Here is a 20568-nt window from a genome sequence, read left to right on the forward strand (position 1 = left end):
CGGAGCCCGGCGGCAGAGGATCGTCGTTCGTCGCGGGTCAGCCGCGAGCCGAGGCGAGTGTCGAGTTGAGCGTCTCGCTCGGGCACATCACCTGCTGGAGCTTCTCGACGTCGGCCGCGTAGTAGCCGCCGAGGTCGACGGACTTGCCCTGCACCTCGGAGAGCTCGGTCAGGATCTCGTCCTCGTGCGCGGCCAGCTGCTCGGCGAGCGGCGCGAAGTGCGCCGCCAACTCGGCGTCCTCGGTCTGGGCGGCCAGCTCTTGCGCCCAGTACAGGGCCAGGTAGAACTGGCTGCCGCGGTTGTCGAGCTCGCCGGTCTTGCGCGACGGCGACTTCCGGTTCTCCAGGAGCTTGCCGGTGGCCGCGTCGAGCGTGTCACCGAGCACCTTGGCCTTGGGGTTCTGGTACTTGCGGCCCATGTCGTCCAGGCTCGCCGCCAGCGCGAGGAACTCGCCCAGCGAATCCCACCGCAGGTGGTTCTCCTCCACCAGCTGCTTGACGTGCTTGGGCGCCGAGCCGCCGGCACCGGTCTCGTACAGGCCGCCGCCGGCCATCAGCGGCACGATCGACAGCATCTTGGCGCTGGTGCCCAGTTCCAGGATCGGGAACAGGTCGGTCAGGTAGTCGCGCAGGATGTTGCCGGTCACCGAGATGGTGTCCAGGCCGCGCATGGCGCGCTCCAGCGTGTACCGCATGGCGCGGACCTGCGACATGATCTGGATGTCCAGACCCTCGGTGTCTTCGTCCGCAAGATACTCGCGCACCTTGGTGATCAGGTTGTTCTCGTGCGGGCGGTACGGGTCGAGCCAGAACACCGCAGGCATGCCCGAGGCGCGCGCCCGCGTCACGGCCAGCTTCACCCAATCGCGGATCGGCGCGTCCTTGACGATGCACATCCGCCAGATGTCACCGGCTTCGACGTCCTGGGACAGCAGCACCTCGCCGGTGGAGCAATCGACGATGTTGGCGACGCCGTCCTCCGGGACCTCGAAGGTCTTGTCGTGCGACCCGTACTCCTCGGCCTGCTGGGCCATCAGGCCGACGTTTGGCACGGTGCCCATGGTGGTGGGATCGAAGGCGCCGTTGGTCTTACAGAAGTTGATGATCTCCTGGTAGATCCGCGCGAAGGTCGACTCCGGCATCACGGCCTTGGTGTCCTTCTTGCGGCCGTCGGCGCCGTACATCTTGCCGCCGATGCGGATCATGGCCGGCATCGAGGCGTCGACGATCACATCGCTGGGCGAGTGGAAGTTCGAGATACCGCGCGCCGAATCGACCATCGCCAGCTCCGGACGGTTCTCGTGGCAGCGGTGCAGGTCCTCGACCACTTCTTCGCGCTTGGAGGCCGGCAGCGTGTCGATCTTCTCGTACAGGTCGGCCAGACCGTTGTTCACGTTGACGCCCAGCTCGTCGAACAGCTCGCCGTGCTTGGCGAAGGCGTCCTTGTAGAAGACCTTGACGCAGTGACCGAAGACGATCGGGTGCGAGACCTTCATCATGGTGGCCTTGACGTGCAGCGAGAACATGACACCGGTGTCGCGGGCGTCGTTGAGCTGCTCTTCGTAGAACTCCAGCAGCGCCTTCTTGCTCATGAACATGCTGTCGATGATGTCGCCGTCGTCGAGGGCGACCTTCTCCTTGAGCACGATGGTCTCGCCGCTCGCCGTGACGACCTCCATGCGCGCATCGCAGCCGTGGTCCAGGATCATCGACTTCTCGCCGGCGTAGAAGTCGCCCTCGACCATGTGCGCGACATGCGACTGCGAGGCCATCGACCACTTGCCCATGCTGTGCGGGTTCTGGCGGGCGTACTCCTTGACCGCCTTCGGCGCACGACGATCCGAGTTACCTTCGCGCAGAACGGGATTCACCGCGCTACCCAGGCATGCCGAGTAACGATCGCGGATCTCCTCTTCCTCCGGCGTCTTGGGATCCTGCGGATAGTCGGGAACGGCGTAGCCCTTCTGCTGCAGCTCGTGGATCGCGGCGTTCAGCTGCGGGACCGAGGCGCTGATGTTGGGCAGCTTGATGATGTTGGTGTCCGGAAGCTGAGTGAGCTTGCCGAGTTCGGCGAGGTTGTCGGGAACTCGCTGCTCCTCGGTCAGGTAGTCCGGGAAGGCGGCCAGGATCCGCGCGCTGACGGAGATGTCGCTGGTCTCGACATCGATACCCGCGGGCTCGGCGAAAGTGCGGACGATCGGCAGAAATGCAGACGTCGCAAGTCGCGGAGCCTCGTCGGTCAGCGTGTAGATGATCTTCTGGTTCTCGGAGGTCATATGGTGTCGACTCTTTCGGCTCGTCGGATCGCGTTCTTGTGGAACATCCGTGTCTAACTCGTCGCTGACATTCTCTCTCCACTTGTGACATTCCGCGAACCTACGTCGATATTGCGAGGTGACACACACGTCGTTTCGCCACTGACCTGGCCTGCTTGCTGTATGCAGCACCAAGGGCGTGTCGGGCGGGCCGCCCGACAGCGCCACGGAGACCTCCCGCGGCGGCTCACCCGGGCGAGTCCGGCGGCGGGCGGCGCGGCCGGCGACCTAGGATCAGCGACATGGCACGACGCACCCGGACGGCGGTGTACGCGCGGCGCAGGCGGCGCCGGATGTCCGCCGCCGACCACGACCTCACCCCGGCCCAGTGGACATCCCTGACCGTCGAATGGGGCGGTTGCGCCTACTGCGGGCAACCCGACGAGGCCCCACAGAAAGACTGCATCCTGCCGATCTCCCGGGGCGGCCGCTACACCGTGGACAACGTGGTGCCGGCGTGCCGCTCGTGCAACGCCAGCAAGTGCAATTCCGAAGTGACGCAATGGATGCGCCGCAAGAAGTTGGACGAGCACCGGTTCCTGGTGCGGCAGTTCCAGATCACCCGGGCGATCGCCGACGCCGCCGGCGAGAGCGATCAGGCGCCGTCGTAGTCCGATCGAAAGACGTGCACCAGCGCGTTCGCGTGACCGTGGCCCATGCCTTGCGCCTTGAGGACCTCGACCTGCAGGCCGTGCTTCTTCCCGGCGTGCGGCCGCAGTTCCTCGATCCATTCGTCGATCGACTTTCCGTACTTCGCCTCGATGGACGGGAAGTACGACCTCGGACCTTTCACCTGATCGGCCATGGTGACCACTCCTCGATTCAGCTGGTTCGAGCGTAACCGCCGCCGCTACGTCGGCTCGCGCAGCACACCGAAGTGCCGCACCGTGCCGGACAGGCCCGGCAGTTCCTTCACCGGCGACCAGGTGTTCATGCCGTCGCTGCTGTCGGAGTAGAGGTACTTGCCGTCCTTGTAGGCGTCCAGATAGAGCCTCCAGTCCCCGTTCGGCAGCTGAGTCACGGCCGGTCCCTCGACCAGAGTTCCCCAATCACCCGGCGGCACAAACGAGTACGGCCCCCGCAGTGCGGGAGCGACCGCGTGCTCGATCACCTTCTTGGTCTCGTTCTTGGTGAACGCGTGGTAGGTCGATCCGAGCTTGACCACCGTGGTGTCGATGCGGTCGGCACCCAGCCCGTCCAGCGGCACCGGCCAGCTCCAGCGCTGGAGCGACGAGTCCAGCGCGGTCAGCAGATACGGCACGAAGCCGCCCCCTGTCGACATCGACATGATGATGTGGACGCGGCCGCCGTCGACGAACCATTCCGGCGCCCACGCCTTGGTGGTGAACGGCGACAGCGACGGTCCGTCCTTGAATCCCGCGGAGCCGTTGATGCCGAGTGGGTTCACCGGCCCCTTGCCGTCACCGGTACCCGGCAGGAAGGCACAGCACAACGGCACCGGCCAACTCGCCATCGGCGTCCAGGTGATGCGGTCGCTGCTGCGGGCGAAGCCGATGTTCGCGCCGTCTGCGGTCGTGTGGGTGACGTAGTACTGCCCGTCGGTGTGCCGGAAGATGCTCGGGTCACGCACGAACCCCGACGGCGGCCGATAGGCCGACTTCTTGACGGGCTGGAAATCGGTGCCGTCGGTCGAGGAGTACACATCCATGTCGCGGGCGCTGGCGTTGCTGAACGCCACCATCGTGTACCGCGATTCGGTCGGGGCGGCTGCGCTGCCGCCCGGGGCGGCGACGACCAGCAATCCCACGACAGCCAGCACTACCGCCGCTACGACGGCACGCCCGGTGCGCCTGGTGAGTCTCACGAGTGGAGTATCGATGACAACACACACATCATCTGCACCATCAGTCACATGGGTGCCGAACTGTTACACCGCCGCGGTTGGCGGTAGAGGACACGATCAGTCCGCTTCCGCGGGCAGAATGACAGCATGGCGGACACCTCCTCGCGCGTGCTGACCCTGCTGTCGCTCCTGCAGGTACCTCGGGCGTGGCCGGGACCGATGCTGGCCGAGCGACTCGACGTCACGACGCGCACCGTGCGCCGCGACGTCGATCGGCTTCGCGAACTGGGGTATCGCATCCATGCCGACAAGGGACCGGAAGGCGGGTACCGCCTGGAAGCAGGCACCGAACTGCCCCCGCTGCGCTTCGACGACGAACAGGCCATCGCCATCGCCATCGCCCTGCGCAACTCCTCCGCCACCGGGGTGGAGATCGACGAAGCTGCACAGCGGGCGCTGGCGACGATCCGTCAGGTGCTGCCCTCGCGGCTGCGCCACCGCGTCGACGGCGTGCACTTCACCAGCGGTGCCGCCGCAGTCTCCGTCACCCCCGAAACGCTGGAGACGGTCGGGACGGCCGTCCGCCAGCAGATGACGCTCCGCTTCGGCTACCGCGATCCCGACGGCCCGCCCCGGCGGGTACAACCGCACGGGCTCGTGTCACGGAACACCCGCTGGTACCTGGTGGGCTGGGATCTGGACAGGGAAGACTGGCGGACCTATCGCCTCGACCGGATGACGCTGCGCACCCCGACCGGTCCTGTTTTCGAACCGAGACCGATACCGACGGGCAATCCGGCGACGTTCTTGGCCGCCCGCTCGAAAGGTTCGGAATCGGTGGACGAATGGCCGTGCATCGGCGTCGTCGAGATCGACCTTCCCGCCCACGAGGTGGCCCAGTGGGTGCACGACGGTCAGGTGGAGGCGCTGACCGCACACACCACGCGATTGACGATGGGGTCCTGGTCGTGGACGGGGCTGCTCGCTTCGATCGCACGTTTCGACTCCGAGTTCCGGATCGTCGGCCCAGAGGGCCTGACGCGCGCAGCCCACCAACTGGAGCAGCGCCTCCACCAGGGGAGATCATGAGTGAGCAGGCGGCCGGTGCGGCACCGCTGATCCTGGCGGACGTCCGGCGATGGCGGGAATGGCTGACCGACCACGAGGACACCTCCGACGGCGTGTGGCTGCTCCTGGCCAAGAAGAACGTGGTCACCCCGACATCGATCACCTACCAGCAGGCACTCGAAGAGGCCCTGTGCAGCGGGTGGATCGACGGTCAGCGCAGGCGCTACGACGAGCACACTTTTCTGCAGCGGTTCACGCCGCGCCGTGCCCGCTCGGCCTGGTCTCAGCGCAACGTCGACATCGTGGCCCGGCTCGGCGCCGACGGCCGGCTTCGACCACGGGGGTCAGCCGAGATCGAGCGCGCCAGATCCGATGGGCGCTGGGATCGCGCGTACGCGGGTCCGTCGACGGCGACTCCACCGGCCGCATTGGACGCGGCACTCGATGCCGCGCCCGGAGCCCGGGCGGCATTCGAACGCCTGACTCGCACCGAGCGCTACAGTGCCCTCCACCCGCTGCTCACCGCACCGGACGATCACCTCCTCGCGCGACGCGTACAGCGCCTGGTCGACCGCCTCACTGCCCCCGACGACCAGACCGGAACGCGTTCAAGGAACTCGTCGCCCTGAAGCTGTCGGCGTGACGGTCAGCTGATCTGCGCCTGAATCTCGCGGATCGTCGAACCGAGAACGCCGCGGGACAGCAAGCCGGGGGCGAGGGGCCCGGATGAGTCGGCGCCCAGCGGGGGCAGCTGCTTCAGTGCTTCGCGCTGACTCGCGCTCAGATGCGCGATCTGCCACCTGATCTCGTCGGTGACCGCCTCCGGACGATCCGGGTTCGCCAGTGAGACCGCCTTCGCCGCATAGGCCGCCGTACCCAGGGCGTGAGCACCCATGTGCGCGACCGCGGAAGCCTGCGCCACGGCTCTGGCGGCCGCCGCACCGGCGAGAGTGGTCGCGGCCTTGGCCGCCTTCACCGCCACGAACCGTTTGCCGATCTCCTCGGCCGCGGTGCTCTCCCCCGCGCTGTACGCGCGTGTGCGGGCGACGGCGTCTCGGATCTGATCGGTCGCAACAGCCTCGCCGGCGTCGAACAGCGGGAGGACGCGTTCAGCGCAGTCCGCGGCCCACCGGGCGAGGATGCGCCGCTGCTCGTCGCTGAGGGTCTGCATCGACGACATTCCCGTACTCTCACCCGGCCCGATAGCGCAGATAGACCAGGCCGTCGCCGAAGACCCGGTGGCCGGCGAGCGTCAGGTCGAGGTCGACACCGTCCGGCAGGGCGCGCAGCCCGCCGCCCACGAGTTTCGGGACGACGAAGAGATGGAACTCGTCGACCATTCCGGCACGGATCGCGGGGGCGGCGAGGGTGGGACCGAAGATCTCCACGACGCCCGGTGCGGCGTCGACGATGCGCCGCAACTGGTCCAGATCCAGGTCCGGCACCAGGCGCACGCTGCCGGGTCCGAGTTCGCCGGGTGTCAGCGTCGACGACGCCACCACCTTGTCCACCGCCCGCCACCGGCGGGCGAACTCGCGTTCGGCGGGTGTCCCGTCGTCGTCGGGATAGTCGTCCCAATACCCCATCAGCGCATAGGTCCGCCGCCCCAGCACTTCCGTCGACACCTCGGCCATCCGCTCCACGTGGACGTCGAACACGTCGGAGGAGGGGCCCGTCCACTGGAAGTCGCCGTCGGCGTCGGCTGCGTAGCCGTCGAGCGACACCGTCACCGCGTATGCGAGGGTTCCCATGATCGTCAGTCCGGTCCCGGCTTCACGCCTCGCCGAACACGCCGAGGCGATTGCCGCTCGGATCGTGGAACTCGAATCGGCGGCCCCCGGGGAAGGAGTACGGTTCGGCGACGACGGTGCCGCCCGCCGTGCGCACGGCCTCGACGGTCGCGTCCAGGTCGTCGGAGTAGAGCAGCACCAAGGGGCCGCTCTGGCTCGGGGGTGCGCCCGGGTCGAGCCCACCGATCTCACCGTCGCCGTCGGGGGATCTGATCCCGCTGTAGGCGGGCCCGTAGTCGTTGAACTCCCATCCGAACACGGTCTCGTAGAAGTGCCGGGTAGCGGCGAGGTCGGTCACGCCGAACTCGATGTAGCTGACGGCGTGGTGGGTCGGCTGAGCCATCTCGGCACCTCCAGTTATCGGGGTTCTTTTCGACCGTAACGGATTCGGTCGCCTCGTCGGGATGAGCACGCCTCACAGACGGGCTACCCGGCCTTCTTCACCACGCTGGACTTGAGCTGCATGCGGCCGATGCCCGGCACGTTGGCGTCGATGTCGTGCCCGGCCGCGCCTCCGGGGTTCAGACGGATGTCGCGAACCTTGGTGCCCGCCTTGATGACTCCTCCGCCACCGCCTTTGATCTTGACCGTCTTCGTGACCGTGACCGTGTCGCCGTCGGCGAGCACGTTGCCCGCGGAGTCGACGATCTGGTCACCGGGGTCCGCCTCAGCTTCTTCGGCGGCGTCCGGCGCCGAAGCCCATTCGTGGCCGCACATCGGGCAGACGAACATGGCGCCTTGCTCGTAGGTGAACTCCGCGGCGCACTCCGGACAAGGCGGCAGTTCTGCATCAGACATGGGCGCTCCTCGCAACGTTCCTCGGCCGCCGCCGATTCCGCCGGCACGCCCTCGATAGCTCATCCTAGGACTCGGGGCTGCGCCGCTCACGCTGGTCGAGCCCGGCGTGCAGGTCGAGCGCAGTGGAAACCGCCAACGTCGTTTCGACACGAGCTCGGCTAACGCCTCGTCCGGCTCAACGAGCGAAACAACGAGCCCAGTCGGAACCAGTGTCGTTTCGACACGAGCTCGGCTAACGCCTCGTCCGGCTCAACGAGCGAAGCAACGAGCGAAGCAACGAGCGAAACAGGAACGCCTCGCCCGGCTCAATGAGCGAACAGCGGGATCGACTCAGCTACCACCGGTTGTGGACGTGTTCGGCGAAACCGACCAGGTCCTCGAACTCGATCAGCTCGACGCCGGTGTCGAAGGTTCCCGACCAGCGCCCGAAACACTGGTCCGTGGCCCCGGACAGCACACCGAGGTTGGTCCGGCTCCGCTTGTCGTGGAAGGGAATCAGCTCCGCGTCCAGGCCCCCGCCGTGGACGCGCCACGGGGCGAGGAAGTCGTCGGTCGAGTACTCCCAGCGCAGTTCCGCGCCGATCTTGTGCAGACGGCCGTCCACCACGACGCCGTTCTCGGTCACGCCGGTCCCGGCGGTCCACTTGCCGCCGACCTGCAGTCCGATGGTCCGTCCGTGCGACCGGCCGGATCCGGCGCCCCAGTTCCAGGTGATGTCGTAGGGCCAGCGGCCACGGCCGTGATCGAGCACCGCCCACGACTGCCCGTCGGGCAGGTGGTGCTCCACCTCTTCGACGGTCAGCGACCCCGACGCCGGCAAGGCGACGTCCTTCACCGTGTACTGGAAGCGGGTGTCGCTCCACGGCACCACGACGGCCAGACAGTCGTGGGCGGCGGGTCGGCTGACGACGACGTCGATCACCGCGTCGGGGATGGTGGCGCGCAGGCGAGTCCTGTCGTCGGACATCGGGGTGAAGTCGATCGCGAGGTTCTTGGTGCGAGCTCGGACCGGTCCGCCGCCGAGCGACCCCGGCAGCTCGACCCCGAACGGCGGGATGACCGTGGCCGACCGCCCGACCTCCTCACCGGTGACGCGATCGTAGATCCACACCTCGTGCACGGCGGCGTAGTCGATCGACGACACCGTCAGCGCCGCGATGTGCGTCGGGGTGATGACGTTCCAGTACTCCCAGCGCTTGTTGCGTCCGCGCCCGCGCAGGCCGCGGCCGATTCCGGTGGTTTCGACAAGGGGCCAGCGTGCGAAGCCGACGGCCGCCCGGTTCAACCGCCCCTCCGGATCGGTCAGGGAAACCCGCTCGGTGAGTTCGCGTTCACGGTTCGGCTGATCGTCGGGGTTCACGTCTCGGCCACCGCTGTCATGGCGACGAGTCTACGGACGTCACGACAGAGCCTGGGCGCGTCACCTCGCCCGCCGGCGACCGGCGCCGTCGACAATCTCATTGGCCAGATCATGCGGGTCCGGCGAGAATGGCGGTCATGGACGATCTGCTCATACCGCCGGGTCCCGGAGCGCCGCACGGCCTCCGGGTACCGGCATCGGAGTTGATCGAACAGTTCTCCCGCTCGTCCGGTCCCGGAGGACAGGGCGTCAACACCACCGATTCCCGCGTCCAGCTCGGTCTCGACCTGGCGACGACGACGGCTCTGGACGACGCGCAGCGCGCACGGGCACTCCGCAGTCTCGCGGCACGGCTCGACGGCAGCATCCTCACGATCGCCGCGTCGGAGGAGCGCGCCCAGCGCCGCAATCGCGTCGCGGCGCGGCAACGACTCGCCGACCTCCTGCGCGATGCCGTCGCCCCGGCCACTCCGCGACGACCCACCCGCCCGACGAGAGGGTCCCAGCGACGGCGGCTCGACGCCAAGACCCGGCGCGGCACCCTCAAAGCGAACCGGCAGCGGCCGGCGGCGGACTGACCACCCGCATCAGTCGGGTCAAGACGCCCTCCGGCCGATGGACAGTCGTCTAGAGTGGCGTCCAGAACGCCTGATCGCCGGCCTGAAAGAGACACATGCCCGCCGCGACGCCCGAAGACCAGACGCCCGGACACCCACTGCCCGAACTCGGCTTCTACGGCCTCGCCGGACACTCCGCCACACCGCGCGATCTGATCGGCGAAGTCGCCCACGCCGAACGGCTCGGTCTCGGCGCGGTGTTCCTCTCCGAGCGATTCAACACCAAGGACGCCGCCGTGCTCACCGGCGCGGCCGTCGCGGCCGGCGAACGCCTCGGAATCGCCACCGCCGCGACGAATCACAACACGCGGCACCCACTGGTCACCGCGAACATGGCGACCACCGCGCACCGGATGAGCGAGGGGCGGTTCACCCTCGGTCTCGGGCGGGGATTCGATCCCCTGTTCGACGTGATGAACCTGCCGCGTGTCACGTCCGCCCGGATGGCGGATGCCATCGGCATCTACCGGGCCTTGTGGCGCGGCGAGGCACTCATCGGCCACGACGGTCCCGCAGGCACCTTCCCGTATCTGTCTCTGGATCCGACGTTCGACGAGGACATCCCCGTCGCCCTGGTCGCCATCGGTCCGCGAACTCTCGAGTTCGCCGGCCGCGTGGCCGACGCGGTCGTCCTGCACACCTTCATGACCGACGACGCCCTGGCCCGCAGCGTCGAGATCGTCAAGAACGCGGCGGCCGACGCCGGACGCGACCCGTCGTCGGTCCGCGTGTGGTCGGTGCTCGCCGTGGTCGGCGACTGGATCGACGAAGCCGCCGCGCAGCGCAAACTGATCGGCAGGCTCGCCAGCTACCTCCAGGGATACGGCGACGTGCTGGCCGCGGCCAATCGGTGGGACTCCGCAGCGCTCACCGCATTCCGCGAGGACGAACTGGTCCGCAGTTTCACCGGGGCCATCGACGCCGTCGCCACCCCGGAACAACTCGCACAGGTGGCCGAACTGCTCCCCGGCGAATGGCTGGCGGCGTCGGCGACAGGGACCGCCGCGCAGTGCTGCGCCCGGATCTCCGACCAGTTCGACCACGGGGCCGACAGCGTCATCCTGCACGGGGCGACGCCCCGCGAACTCGAGCCGGTGCTGCCCGCCTGGCGTACGGTCCGCGACGCTCGGCGATTCGACACGCTGCCGCGCAACCCCGGCCGCTCCCGACGAAGGATGTGACTTCCGTGTCCACCGATACAGCGATCCCCCGGTCTCCCGACGACATCACCGCCGAGTGGTTGTCGGCCGCACTCACCGGCGATGCCCCCGACCCGGTGCGCGTCGACTCGGTGGAGGTGCGGCCGCTGGGCGCCGGGCTCACCGGATCGGCCTACTCGGTGCGCGCTCGGTACGCGGCGAACCCCGGCGGCGTTCCCGATCACCTGGTGGTCAAACTCGCCTCCGAGAACCACGCGATCCGGGAACGGGTGAGTCTGGGCTACCGGTCCGAGATCGCGTTCTACGCCGATGTGCTCGACCGCGTCGAGATTCCTACTCCGGCGTGTTTCCACCGGTCGATCTCCGATGACGGGCAGACGTTCGCGCTCGTCCTCGCCCATATGGACGGTCACGAGCAGAGCGATCAGATCGACGGCTGCACGAACGAGCAGGCGGTGCACGCGGTGCGGGCCCTCGCCGCGCTCCACGGGCCGCTGTGGTGCGATCCGTCCCTCACCTCGTTCACTTCCACCGCGATGCCGCTGGCCGACGAGCAGACGGCATACGGCCTCGGCGAGGTGACGGTGATGGCCGCCGGAATCACCGTCGATCGCCTCGGCGACGTCCTGGGGCCGGCGCACACCGAGGTGCTTCGCCGATCAGCGGCCGCCGTCGGACCGTGGCTGCTGTCGCGTCCTGAGCGTTTCGCCCTCCTCCACAGCGACTACCGATCGGACAACCTGCTGTTCCACGCCGAGTCATCAGAGGTCACGGTGATCGACTGGCAGACTCTCGCCGTCGGGCTCCCCGCCCGCGACCTGGCCTACTTCCTCGCGACCAGTCTGGTCTCCGAACAGCGCGATGCCCTCGACCGACGCCTCGTCGAGGAGTATCACCGGGTACTCGTCGACGAGTACGGCATCACCGGCTACGACGTCGAGACGTGCTGGGAGGACTACCGTCTGGGGCTCCTGCAAGCCGTGCTGGTGCCGACCCTCGGATATGCGTTCGCCGACCGTACCGATCGCGCCGACGCCATCATGTCGACCATGCTCATCCGCGCCTGCGAGGCGATCGCGCGCCACGACGCACTCGGCCTCATCGATGCGCGGCCGTGATCGCATGACCTGTCAGAACACCCCAGAAGACCGGAGACGACCATGACCTCACCAGCACCCGTCATCGTCATCGGCGGCGCCTCGGGAATCGGATTCGCGACGGCGCAGCGCCTGCACGAGGCCGGAGACACCGTCGTGGTCGCCGACATCGACGGCGCCGCGGCGGCCGAGCGGGCCGCCGAGCTCGGCGGACCGGCCGCGTCGGCGAGGGTCGACGTGGCCGACGAGCAGTCCGTCAGCGACCTGTTCGACCGGGTGGTCGCCGACCACGCCCGACCACGAGGGGTGGTCAACAGCGCCGGCGTCTCCACGGCGGGCGCGATCGCCGACATGAGCCTGGACGACTGGAACGCGACGCTGTCGGTCTGCCAGACCGGCGCCTTCCTCGTCCTGAAGTACGCGGCACGGCATGTGGTGGACGGCGGGGCCATCGTCACGCTCGCCTCGCTCAACGGACGCCAGCCGGGGACCGGCATGGCCGCGTACTGCACGGCGAAGGCGGGCGTGTTGATGCTGACCGAAGTGGCCGCCATGGAGCTCGGCGACCGCGGCATCCGCGTCAACGCCATCTCACCGGGTCTGGTCGACACACCGCTGGTCGAAGGCATCTATCTGGTTCCCGGGATGCGGGAGGAGTTTCTGGAGAACACCCCGCTGGGCCGGAGCGGCCGGCCCGGCGAGATCGCCGCGATGGCGCAGTTCCTGCTGTCCGACGACGCTTCCTGGATCACCGGCGCAGCGTTCGACGTCAACGGGGGCGCTCACACCCGTCGCTACCCCGACCTGCTCAAGCGATTGGCCGCCTTGATGTGAGGGCGGACCGGCGGTCAGCCCTCACCGTCAGCTCAGTGCGACGAGCTCGTGAAGGGTGCTGCCCTCGACGGTCTCCACCGAGCCGTCGTCCTGATGCACCGTCAAGGTGAAGTCGGACTGGAAGCGGAAGTAGCCGGGCTTGCCGACCAGACGGTCGACCAGGGGGCGCATGACCTTGGAGCCGACGATCGGCACCTCCTCGATCAGCGAGTGCGACTGAAGCACCTGCCTGACCCGCATCTCCAGGTGGAACTCGCCGGGGGCGTCGATGGTGAAGGTCTCCGGACGAGAGTGCGGCCCAGGTCGCCCGGCAGCTGCGGGCCGAACAGCGCCCCGACTCGGCGGGGTGGACGGTGGTCGCGCAGGGCGCCGGCGGTCTGGTGGCCCAGCGCATCGTGCAGCGCGAGCGCACCGCCGCCCCCATCGATCGGCTCATCACCGTCGGCCCGATCTGGCGCGGCACCAACATCGGCTTCCTCGGCGACACCGAGGACATCAGCCGCCGCCTCGGCACCTACGACGCGATCCTGTCTCTGGAGAAGCCGCTCATCGACCCGTGGTGCGGCGGCTGCCGGGAACTGGTGCGTGGCTCGGACCTGCTCCGCGACCTGCACCGGGCAGGGTTGCCGACGCGCGGTGTTCAGTACACCAACGTCATCTCACCGACGGACCTGCTGGTCAGCGACCCGTTCACGGCTGCCGTCGACGGTATGGACAACCGCTTCCTGGACGCTGGACGGGCCGGAAGGACCGCGCATCACTTCACTCTTCTCACCGATGCCGCGGTGGTCCAACACGTCCGCGATGCCCTACTCGGGGACGTCCGCCAGGCATACTGAGGTCATGGCCCGCAAGACCACCCGGCTGACGTCGACCGACTGGGTCGACGCTGCACTCGCGCTGATCACCACCGAAGGTGTCAGCGGCCTCAAGATCAGTCGGCTCTGTACCGAACTCGGTGTCACCAAGGGCAGCTTCTACTGGCACTTCGCCGATCTCGACGCGCTCTGGGAGGCGATGGCCGAGCGGTGGCGCGAGATCACCAGCGGCCGCCTCGCCGAGCTGCGCGTGCTGACCGAGATCCCCGCCGATCGCCGACTGGTCGATTTGTCGACGATGCTGATCAGCGAGAGCCACCTGACGGTGGAAACCGCCATCCGCGATTGGGCCCGCACCAACGAGCAGGTCGCCGAGACCGTCAAAGCGATCGACGGCGAGGTCTTCAACGTCGTCTACGCGACACTCTGCGAACTGGACATGAGCGAGAGTCAGTCACGACTGGTGGCCGGGCTGCTGGTCTACGCCGGGATCGGCTACATCCACGGCCACGAGAATCTGCCCTCCCCGACGCCGGAGGAACTGCAGACTGCGATCACCGGGCTGCTGATGGCCACCGGCCAGCACCTGCCGAGCTGATCAACCGGGCTCGAAGGCCGCCCCCCCCTGGTCCCAGTCGCGGCATCAGCAGTCCACGAACACCGACACCGACGACACCCTGCGTCCCGAGTACTCCAGCATCGCCACCGCGTACGACTGACCGTCGGTCAACGTCGCCGAGACGATCCGGCCCGCCGCAATGGTCTTGCCGGCCGGCCGCCAACCGGCGAGGCGTGCGCCGAGTTCGGCCGGCGAGTTCAGCGTTTCCTCGCCGAAGCGGAGTGTCGGGTCGTCGGTGAACTCACCTGCGGCATTCGCGTGATCGCCCGCGCCGAGCACGGCGAGCAATTCGCCGGCGCGTCGCTTGGTGCGGCCGCCCACCCCGAGGAATCCGCGCGCGAACCCCACGGTGCCGCCGAGCCGTTGATTGCCCAGCAGGCCCACGGTGAGTCGGCCCGACACCGCGGCGGCCGGAAGCCCCTTGCCGGCGAGCTGGGCGACCATCGCCGGCAACTCCCAGTGCGCGTACAGCCCGTCGATCCGCATGTCCGCGATCATCGCGTATCGAAGATGCGCCGGTACCGACAGAGTGACCCGATCGCTCATCTCGATCTCGAGGGTGAGGTCACGGAGGACGTCGTCACCGCAGACGATGTCGTGGTCCACGTGGAAGCGGACGGTGTTCGGGGCGATGAACGTGTCGTAGAAGCGTGACAGCTGCGCCCCGCCCCGATGCGGCGCAGAACCGACCGGGTCGTTCACGACCGCCGTCGGCGCGAACAACGACAGCCAGCGCTCCTTGTCGTGATCGGCGACCGCGGCAGGCGACCCGTCGACCGCGGCGAGCATTTCCCGTTTCGTCGGCATCCTCGGTTACCCTCCCATAAAGTAGAACATGTTCTAATTCTACAAGTGATTCGCCGAGTATGAAGAGAGACGACATGAAGGTCGCAGTAACCGGTGCCAATGGGTTCGTGGGAACCAACCTGGTCGACCTCCTCCTGCTCGACGGGCACGAAGTCGTGGCCATCGACCGGATGGTTCCGTCGGGGGGCGAGGCTCGGTCGGGCGTGAGCGCCGTGGTGGCCGACATCCTGGACCCCGACGCGATGCGGGCGGCGCTGGCCGGAGTCGACGTCGTGTACCACCTGGTGGCCGTCATCACGCTGGCCCACCGGAACGATCACGCATGGCGGATCAACACCGAAGGCGTGCGGGTCGTCGCAGAGGCCGCACTCGATGCCGGCGTGACCAGGATGGTGCATTGCAGTTCGATTCACTCCTTCGACCAGCATGCGGCCGGCGACCAGCTCGACGAGAACTCCCTCCGATCGGTGTCACCGGACTTGCCGGTCTACGACCGGTCCAAGTACGCCGGTGAACAGGAACTACGGGCGGTCATCGACCGCGGCCTGGATGCCGTGATCTGCAATCCCACCGCGGTTTTCGGCCCCACCGACGCAGCCCCCTTGTCGCGCATCAACGGCATCCTGCGCGACGCGGCACGCGGACGGGTGCCCGCCTTCATCCGCGGCGGCTTCGATTTCGTGGACGTCCGCGACGTCGCCGCAGGGCTCGTCGCCGCAGCAGACAGGGGCCGCACCGGCGAGAACTACTTGATCGGCGGGCACTACCGGCAGCTGGTGGATCTCGCGCGGGACACCGCGCGGCAGTGCGGACGCCGGGGCCCGATCGTCGCTCTGCCGTTGTCCGGACTGGCGGCGATCATGCCGTTGGTCGAACCGATCTCGGCGGCGTTCGGTTCCGACCTGCTCACCCGCGCCTCGCTGGCCGCGGTCACCTCGTCGCCGCGGGTCGACTGCTCGAAGGCCGCCGACGAGCTCGGCTACCGCCCACGGACGACCGAGGACACCGTCCGCGATCTGGCGTCGCACTTCGTCAGCGCGGGACAGCTGGCACGCGGCCGATCGTCGCGGGCTGCGTCGACCGCCCCGCACCTGAGCACCGACGTTCGGGCCACTCCCGTCAGCGCCGTGTAGCCGAACACTCCTGTACGGTCCGCGCCTGCCACCGGCCGGCCCGGTGCTCGATCTCGATCGGGTGGTCGAAGCACTCGCTCACCCGGTCCGTCGTCAGGACCCCGTGCGCCGGCCCCGATGCATGACGACGGCCACCCTTGATGAGCATCGCGTGGGTCGTCGTGGCGGGGAGTTCCTCGAGGTGATGGGTCACCAGGATGGTGGCGAGGTCGGGGCGCGCCCGGTGCAGCTGGTCGACGGTGGCGAGGAACTGCTCTCGCGCGGCCACGTCGAGTCCGGTGGACGGCTCGTCCAGCAGCAGAAGCGCAGGGTCGGGCAGTAAAGCACGTGCGATGAGCGCACGTCCCCTCTCCCCCTGCGACAGCGTCGGCCAGGTCGCCGCCGCGAGCTGAGCGAGTCCGAGCATCTCGATCAGCTCGTCGGCACGGGCTCCGGTGGCGGCATCCGGACTCCAGCGGGGCAGGAGCTCGACCGTGCCGGTCGCACCGGTGAAAATCACCTGCCGGACCGTGAGCGGTGAGCTGAGCGAATGGCGCGGGTTGACGTGTCCGATGGACTCGCGCAGCTCCCGGATGTCGACCCGGCCCAGCATGCGTCCGAGCACGTGAACACTTCCGCGAGTGGGGTGATTCACCGCGCCGCACAGGCTCAAGACGGTGCTCTTGCCCGCTCCGTTCGGACCGATCAGGGCCCAGCGCTCCCCCGCACGGACGGTCAGGTCGATGCCGGTGAGGATCTGCCGCGATTCCCGGACGAAGTCGACGGCTTCGAGACGAAGGATCTCACGGCCGGTCACGCGCACTCCTCGGTTCCATGGTCGCGATCGGCGATGACGCGTGCGGCTGCTGACATCACCGCGGACAAGCTCGCCGCGAGTACCGATCGCCCGCGGCCCGCGGTCCAGACGGTCTCGCCGCCGCAGCGCTGCTCGATCAGGGTCAGGGCTTCGCTGTCACTGCCCGCACCGACACTGGTCTGATGCAGTCCGAGGATCTCGACCCGGATGCCGTGTGCCGCCAGCGAGGTGGTCAGAGCCTCGACCGGCCCCACACCGCTGTGCGCGTCGACGTACTCCCGCCCGTCGACGCGCAGAACGATCTCGACGCGGGCGTGACCGGTCGAGTCCGACGTCTCGCATCCGATCAGGGCGACACGCTCGTCGCCCGGGTGCGCAGGGAGGTAGATCGCCTGGAAGACGCTCCACAGTTCGGCGCCGGTGACCTCACTGCCGGTGACGTCGGTGTGCTGCTGAACGTGACGGGCGAAGTCGATCTGCAGTCTGCGGGGCAGCTCGATGCCGTACTCGGCTTCGAGCAGGTAGGCGATGCCGCCCTTGCCGGACTGAGAGTTCACGCGAATCACCGCGTCGTAGTCGCGTCCGATGTCGGCAGGGTCGATCGGCAGATAGGGCACCCGCCAGTCGATCTCCCGCTCGGATCGCGCCTCGGCCTGCGCCCGGGCCCGATGCTCGGCGAAGCCCTTCTTGATCGCGTCCTGGTGCGTGCCGCTGAATGCGGTGTGGACGAGGTCACCGACGTAGGGGTGACGCGGATGCACCTCCAACCGGTTGCAGTACTCGACGGTGCGACGGATCTCGTCGATGTCGGAGAAGTCGATCATCGGGTCGATGCCCTGAGCGTGGAGATTCAGTGCGAGGGTGGCGATGTCGACATTTCCCGTGCGCTCCCCGTTGCCGAAGATGCATCCCTCGACGCGCTGTGCCCCCGCGAGGACGGCGAGTTCCGCGCAGGCGATCCCCGTGCCGCGGTCGTTGTGTGGGTGCACGGACAGGATCACCGAGTTCCGGCGAGCGAGGTTCTTGTGCATGTACTCGATCTGGTCGGCGTACACGTTCGGCGTCGCGATCTCGACGGTGGCCGGCAGATTGAGGATCACCGGCCGCTGGGGTGTGGCCGCCCACAGCTCGGTCATCGCGTCGCAGACGTCGAGCACGTAATCGGGTTCGGTCAGATTGAACACTTCCGGCGAGAACTCGAAGCGCACGTTCGCCATATCGCCCGCGAGTTCGAGCACATCGCGCCCACCCGCCAGGATGAGCTGCTTGAGTTCCTCCCGCTCGTAGCCCAGCACCGTGCTGCGCCAGGTGGGAGCCGTCGCGGTATACATGTGGATCACGACCGGGTTGCCGATGCCCTGGATCGAGGCGACGGTGCGCTCGATGAGATCCCGGCGGGCCGGTGTGAACACCACGATCGTCACATCATCGGGGGCGATGTCCGTGTCGGCGATCAGCCGCACGAAGTCGTAATCGGTCTGTGAGGCAGACGGATACCCGACTTCGATCTCCTTGTAGCCCATCGCCACCATGAGTTCGAAGAAGCGACGCTTGCGCGCGGGGTCCATCGGCTCGGCGAGCGCCTGATTGCCGTCTCGCAGGTCGACCGGCACCCACAACGGGGCTTCGGTGAGACGCTTCGTGGGCCAGTCGCGCTCGGTCAGGGGAACGTCGACGCGGGAGTAGACGTCGGCGTAGCGGTACGAGGGCAGTTGCGAGCGGCGCTGCCGGTTCCACGCCGGCGCGTCCCGGGGAACGGGGCCGGCGGGCGTCGAGAGGCGGGAAAAGGCGGTCGTGGTCATGTGCTGATTCCTTCGGATGAGTGATTCGACCGGCACAGCTTTCGACTCCGCGTCGGGAGCCGGTCCGGCTAAGCCCCGCCGCGGCGAAGAAGAAGGAGATCCACCGAGAACACGGGTAGACTGTAACACAACTCCTCAGACAAGTAGATGGGTGACGAACGTGGGGCAAGTGACACGACGACCACTGGCCGATCAGGCCGCAGACCTCCTGCTCGACCGGATCCGGTCGGGCGAATGGACTCTCGGCGAGAAGCTTCCCGGTGAGACCACGCTCGCTCCCCAGCTCGGGGTCGGGAGATCGACTGTGCGCGAGGCGGTCCGGCAGCTCGCCGGACGCGGGGTGGTGACCTCCCGGCAGGGCGCGGGCGTCTTCGTCACCGCCCTCGATGCTCCGGAGGACTGGGACGTGGTCCTGCGTCGCACCGACATCATCTCGGTGATCGAGGCCCGCATCGCCATCGAGTCCGAGGCCGCCGCACTGGCCGCCGCACGACGGACGCCCGCGGACCTTCGCGCGATCCGTCGCGCCCTCGCCACCCGGGCCGACCACCGCAGCGAGATCGAGAGTCACGTCGATACGGACACTGCGTTCCACCGCGCGATCGTCGCCGCAGCGCACAATCCGATCCTCCTGGAGCTGTTCGACAGCTTCACACCGCGGCTACGCGAGGCGATGATCGAGATGCTGCGTATCCGCAAGGAGTTCGGGACCGACCGTGATCAGGACGCGCACGCCGACCTCGCCGACGCGATCGCGGAACACGACGAGGCCGCGGCCGGCCGATACAGCCGAGCTCATCTGCTCTCCCTGCGCGACACCCTCGCCCTCGACTCGTTCCCCACAGCGACCACCTGACCTCGGCCAGATCGCCGTCGCAGCGCGAACCGGACGCTGGTCTCCGATCACCAGTGGCGATTACGGTCGACTGAGCATGCAAAACGGCGATCAGTTGGGAGCGGTGATGGCCACCTCGAGAACGAAGACCCTCCTCGTGCCGGGAGCATGGATGGGCGCCTGGATCTGGGAACCGACCGTGGAGCGCCTGATCGACCGCGGCATGGACGCCGATACGATCACCCTTCGCGGCCTCCGAGCGGGCGACTCCCCTGCAGACGTCGCTTCCGTCCGCCTCGACGACCACGTCGAGCAGCTCATCGAGCACGTTGAGAACCAGGGCCCACGACCCGTCGTCCTCGTCTCGCACTCCTACTCCGGGATGGTCACCGCCTCCGTCGCAGATCGGCTCGCCGATCGGCAGCTCGGCCTCGTCCACATCGGCGCTTTCCTGCCGACGTCCGGGCGTTCGCTGCTGGACGACTGGGGCGACTCCGAGCACGATCGCACCCAGGAGCGCGACGACATCGACGCGGCCGGAGGCCTCTGGGCGGCACCCACCCGCGCGATGCTCGACCATCAGACGGATCTTTCTCCGGCAGACCGCGACTATCTGGCCGCGAAGCTCACCGCTCACCCGGGCAGGACCGTCACCGATCCCGCCCAGCTGTCGGGTCCGGTCGAGACACAGACCGCCACCTACGTCGCACTCACGCGGGACGGCGGTCACGACGAAGCCTGGCGGGATGCACCGCCGATCGCCCGATCAGCCTCCGGATGGCGACGGAGACACCTCGTGGCCGGCCACTGGCCGATGCTCTCTGCGGTCGACGCCACCGTCGATCTGCTCGAGGCCGAGATCGGGGTACACGCACGACTACTTCTGGACCGGAGCGACGGATCGTGATCGAGTCAG

24 protein-coding genes are annotated in these 20568 nt (G+C 68.1%); 12 read left to right on the forward strand and 12 right to left on the reverse strand.

Annotated elements, in window-relative coordinates; genetic code table 11:
- Positions 1-37 precede the first annotated feature (37 nt).
- The gene (locus tag ABD732_RS08370; RefSeq protein ID WP_344782529.1) at positions 38-2275 is read right to left on the reverse strand and encodes an NADP-dependent isocitrate dehydrogenase; all 2238 of its coding nucleotides are present in this window, start codon (positions 2273-2275) and stop codon (positions 38-40) included.
- Positions 2276-2556: 281 nt separating this feature from the next.
- Here ABD732_RS08370 and ABD732_RS08375 point away from each other — a divergent pair, with 281 nt between their 5' ends.
- On the forward strand, positions 2557-2925 hold the full coding sequence (locus ABD732_RS08375; RefSeq protein ID WP_344782531.1) for an HNH endonuclease: 369 nt from the start codon (positions 2557-2559) through the stop codon (positions 2923-2925).
- Here ABD732_RS08375 and ABD732_RS08380 read toward each other — a convergent pair.
- Together ABD732_RS08380 and ABD732_RS08385 are read right to left on the reverse strand one after the other, a co-directional pair.
- Positions 2910-3119 (reverse strand): DUF4287 domain-containing protein, encoded by a 210-nt coding sequence (locus ABD732_RS08380; RefSeq protein ID WP_344782533.1) that lies wholly within the window; start codon positions 3117-3119, stop codon positions 2910-2912. The two genes, ABD732_RS08375 and ABD732_RS08380, sit on opposite strands and share 16 nt — an antisense overlap.
- Positions 3120-3164: 45 nt before the next feature.
- Entirely contained in the window at positions 3165-4139 is a 975-nt protein-coding gene (locus tag ABD732_RS08385; RefSeq protein WP_344782535.1) for a glycoside hydrolase family protein, read from the reverse strand.
- Between the two features lie 126 nt (positions 4140-4265).
- Here ABD732_RS08385 and ABD732_RS08390 point away from each other — a divergent pair, with 126 nt between their 5' ends.
- Together ABD732_RS08390 and ABD732_RS08395 are read left to right on the forward strand one after the other, a co-directional pair.
- Positions 4266-5207, forward strand: a complete 942-nt coding sequence (locus ABD732_RS08390) for a helix-turn-helix transcriptional regulator (protein WP_344782537.1) — start codon at positions 4266-4268, stop codon at positions 5205-5207.
- A complete protein-coding gene (locus ABD732_RS08395; RefSeq protein WP_344782539.1) occupies positions 5204-5815 on the forward strand; it encodes a YdeI/OmpD-associated family protein in 612 nt (203 codons plus the stop codon). Before ABD732_RS08390 ends, ABD732_RS08395 begins: the two co-directional genes overlap by 4 nt.
- Before the next feature lie 17 nt (positions 5816-5832).
- Here the strand turns inward: ABD732_RS08395 and ABD732_RS08400 are convergent, their stop codons facing one another.
- The 5 genes from ABD732_RS08400 to ABD732_RS08420 form a co-directional block, all read right to left on the reverse strand.
- Positions 5833-6366, reverse strand: a complete 534-nt coding sequence (locus ABD732_RS08400; RefSeq protein ID WP_344782541.1) for a putative immunity protein — start codon at positions 6364-6366, stop codon at positions 5833-5835.
- A gap of 10 nt (positions 6367-6376) precedes the next feature.
- Positions 6377-6937, reverse strand: a complete 561-nt coding sequence (locus tag ABD732_RS08405; RefSeq protein ID WP_344782543.1) for a dihydrofolate reductase family protein — start codon at positions 6935-6937, stop codon at positions 6377-6379.
- A 22-nt stretch (positions 6938-6959) separates the two neighbouring features.
- Positions 6960-7319, reverse strand: coding sequence for a VOC family protein (locus ABD732_RS08410; RefSeq protein WP_344782545.1), 360 nt, complete (start codon positions 7317-7319; stop codon positions 6960-6962).
- Between the two features lie 83 nt (positions 7320-7402).
- Complete coding sequence (locus ABD732_RS08415) at positions 7403-7774, reverse strand: zinc ribbon domain-containing protein YjdM (RefSeq protein WP_344782547.1); 372 nt, start codon at positions 7772-7774, stop codon at positions 7403-7405.
- A 334-nt stretch (positions 7775-8108) separates the two neighbouring features.
- The gene (locus tag ABD732_RS08420) at positions 8109-9134 is read right to left on the reverse strand and encodes a DUF2804 domain-containing protein (protein ID WP_344782549.1); all 1026 of its coding nucleotides are present in this window, start codon (positions 9132-9134) and stop codon (positions 8109-8111) included.
- Positions 9135-9271: 137 nt separating this feature from the next.
- Between ABD732_RS08420 and arfB the strand changes: the two genes are divergently transcribed.
- The 4 genes from arfB to ABD732_RS08440 all read left to right on the forward strand — a co-directional run bounded on the left by arfB (position 9272) and on the right by ABD732_RS08440 (position 12842).
- Positions 9272-9712 (forward strand): alternative ribosome rescue aminoacyl-tRNA hydrolase ArfB, encoded by a 441-nt coding sequence (gene arfB / locus ABD732_RS08425; protein WP_344782551.1) that lies wholly within the window; start codon positions 9272-9274, stop codon positions 9710-9712.
- 95 nt (positions 9713-9807) lie between these two features.
- The gene (locus ABD732_RS08430; RefSeq protein WP_344782553.1) at positions 9808-10932 is read left to right on the forward strand and encodes a TIGR03857 family LLM class F420-dependent oxidoreductase; all 1125 of its coding nucleotides are present in this window, start codon (positions 9808-9810) and stop codon (positions 10930-10932) included.
- Positions 10933-10937: 5 nt separating this feature from the next.
- A complete protein-coding gene (locus ABD732_RS08435) occupies positions 10938-12029 on the forward strand; it encodes a phosphotransferase family protein (RefSeq protein ID WP_344782555.1) in 1092 nt (363 codons plus the stop codon).
- A gap of 42 nt (positions 12030-12071) precedes the next feature.
- The gene (locus tag ABD732_RS08440; RefSeq protein WP_344782557.1) at positions 12072-12842 is read left to right on the forward strand and encodes an SDR family NAD(P)-dependent oxidoreductase; all 771 of its coding nucleotides are present in this window, start codon (positions 12072-12074) and stop codon (positions 12840-12842) included.
- A 27-nt stretch (positions 12843-12869) separates the two neighbouring features.
- On the opposite strand, the gene ABD732_RS08445 is transcribed toward ABD732_RS08440, so the two are convergent.
- Positions 12870-13067 carry a hypothetical protein gene (locus ABD732_RS08445; protein WP_344782559.1) on the reverse strand — a complete coding sequence of 66 codons (198 nt, stop codon included), beginning with the start codon at positions 13065-13067 and terminating at the stop codon, positions 12870-12872.
- A 128-nt stretch (positions 13068-13195) separates the two neighbouring features.
- Here ABD732_RS08445 and ABD732_RS08450 point away from each other — a divergent pair, with 128 nt between their 5' ends.
- Both ABD732_RS08450 and ABD732_RS08455 read left to right on the forward strand, forming a co-directional pair.
- Positions 13196-13681 carry a hypothetical protein gene (locus ABD732_RS08450; RefSeq protein ID WP_344782561.1) on the forward strand — a complete coding sequence of 162 codons (486 nt, stop codon included), beginning with the start codon at positions 13196-13198 and terminating at the stop codon, positions 13679-13681.
- 4 nt (positions 13682-13685) lie between these two features.
- Complete coding sequence (locus tag ABD732_RS08455) at positions 13686-14258, forward strand: TetR/AcrR family transcriptional regulator (protein ID WP_344782563.1); 573 nt, start codon at positions 13686-13688, stop codon at positions 14256-14258.
- Positions 14259-14303: 45 nt separating this feature from the next.
- Here the strand turns inward: ABD732_RS08455 and ABD732_RS08460 are convergent, their stop codons facing one another.
- Positions 14304-15086 carry a nuclear transport factor 2 family protein gene (locus ABD732_RS08460; protein ID WP_344782565.1) on the reverse strand — a complete coding sequence of 261 codons (783 nt, stop codon included), beginning with the start codon at positions 15084-15086 and terminating at the stop codon, positions 14304-14306.
- Positions 15087-15160: 74 nt separating this feature from the next.
- On the opposite strand from ABD732_RS08460, the gene ABD732_RS08465 reads away from it, so the two are divergent.
- On the forward strand, positions 15161-16219 hold the full coding sequence (locus ABD732_RS08465) for an NAD-dependent epimerase/dehydratase family protein (protein WP_344782567.1): 1059 nt from the start codon (positions 15161-15163) through the stop codon (positions 16217-16219).
- Here the strand turns inward: ABD732_RS08465 and ABD732_RS08470 are convergent.
- Together ABD732_RS08470 and ABD732_RS08475 are read right to left on the reverse strand one after the other, a co-directional pair.
- Complete coding sequence (locus ABD732_RS08470) at positions 16206-17015, reverse strand: ABC transporter ATP-binding protein (RefSeq protein ID WP_344782569.1); 810 nt, start codon at positions 17013-17015, stop codon at positions 16206-16208. The two genes, ABD732_RS08465 and ABD732_RS08470, sit on opposite strands and share 14 nt — an antisense overlap.
- The gene (locus tag ABD732_RS08475) at positions 17012-18817 is read right to left on the reverse strand and encodes a 2-isopropylmalate synthase (RefSeq protein WP_344782571.1); all 1806 of its coding nucleotides are present in this window, start codon (positions 18815-18817) and stop codon (positions 17012-17014) included. Before ABD732_RS08475 ends, ABD732_RS08470 begins: the two co-directional genes overlap by 4 nt.
- 160 nt (positions 18818-18977) lie before the next feature.
- On the opposite strand from ABD732_RS08475, the gene ABD732_RS08480 reads away from it, so the two are divergent.
- Positions 18978-19673: a FadR/GntR family transcriptional regulator gene (locus ABD732_RS08480; RefSeq protein WP_344782790.1), complete on the forward strand. Its 696-nt coding sequence runs from the start codon at positions 18978-18980 to the stop codon at positions 19671-19673.
- 76 nt (positions 19674-19749) lie between these two features.
- Entirely contained in the window at positions 19750-20559 is an 810-nt protein-coding gene (locus ABD732_RS08485) for an alpha/beta fold hydrolase (RefSeq protein ID WP_344782573.1), read from the forward strand.
- Positions 20560-20568 lie beyond the last annotated feature (9 nt).

Source organism: Gordonia caeni (assembly GCF_039537105.1).
Taxonomy (GTDB): Bacteria; Actinomycetota; Actinomycetes; order Mycobacteriales; family Mycobacteriaceae; genus Gordonia; species Gordonia caeni.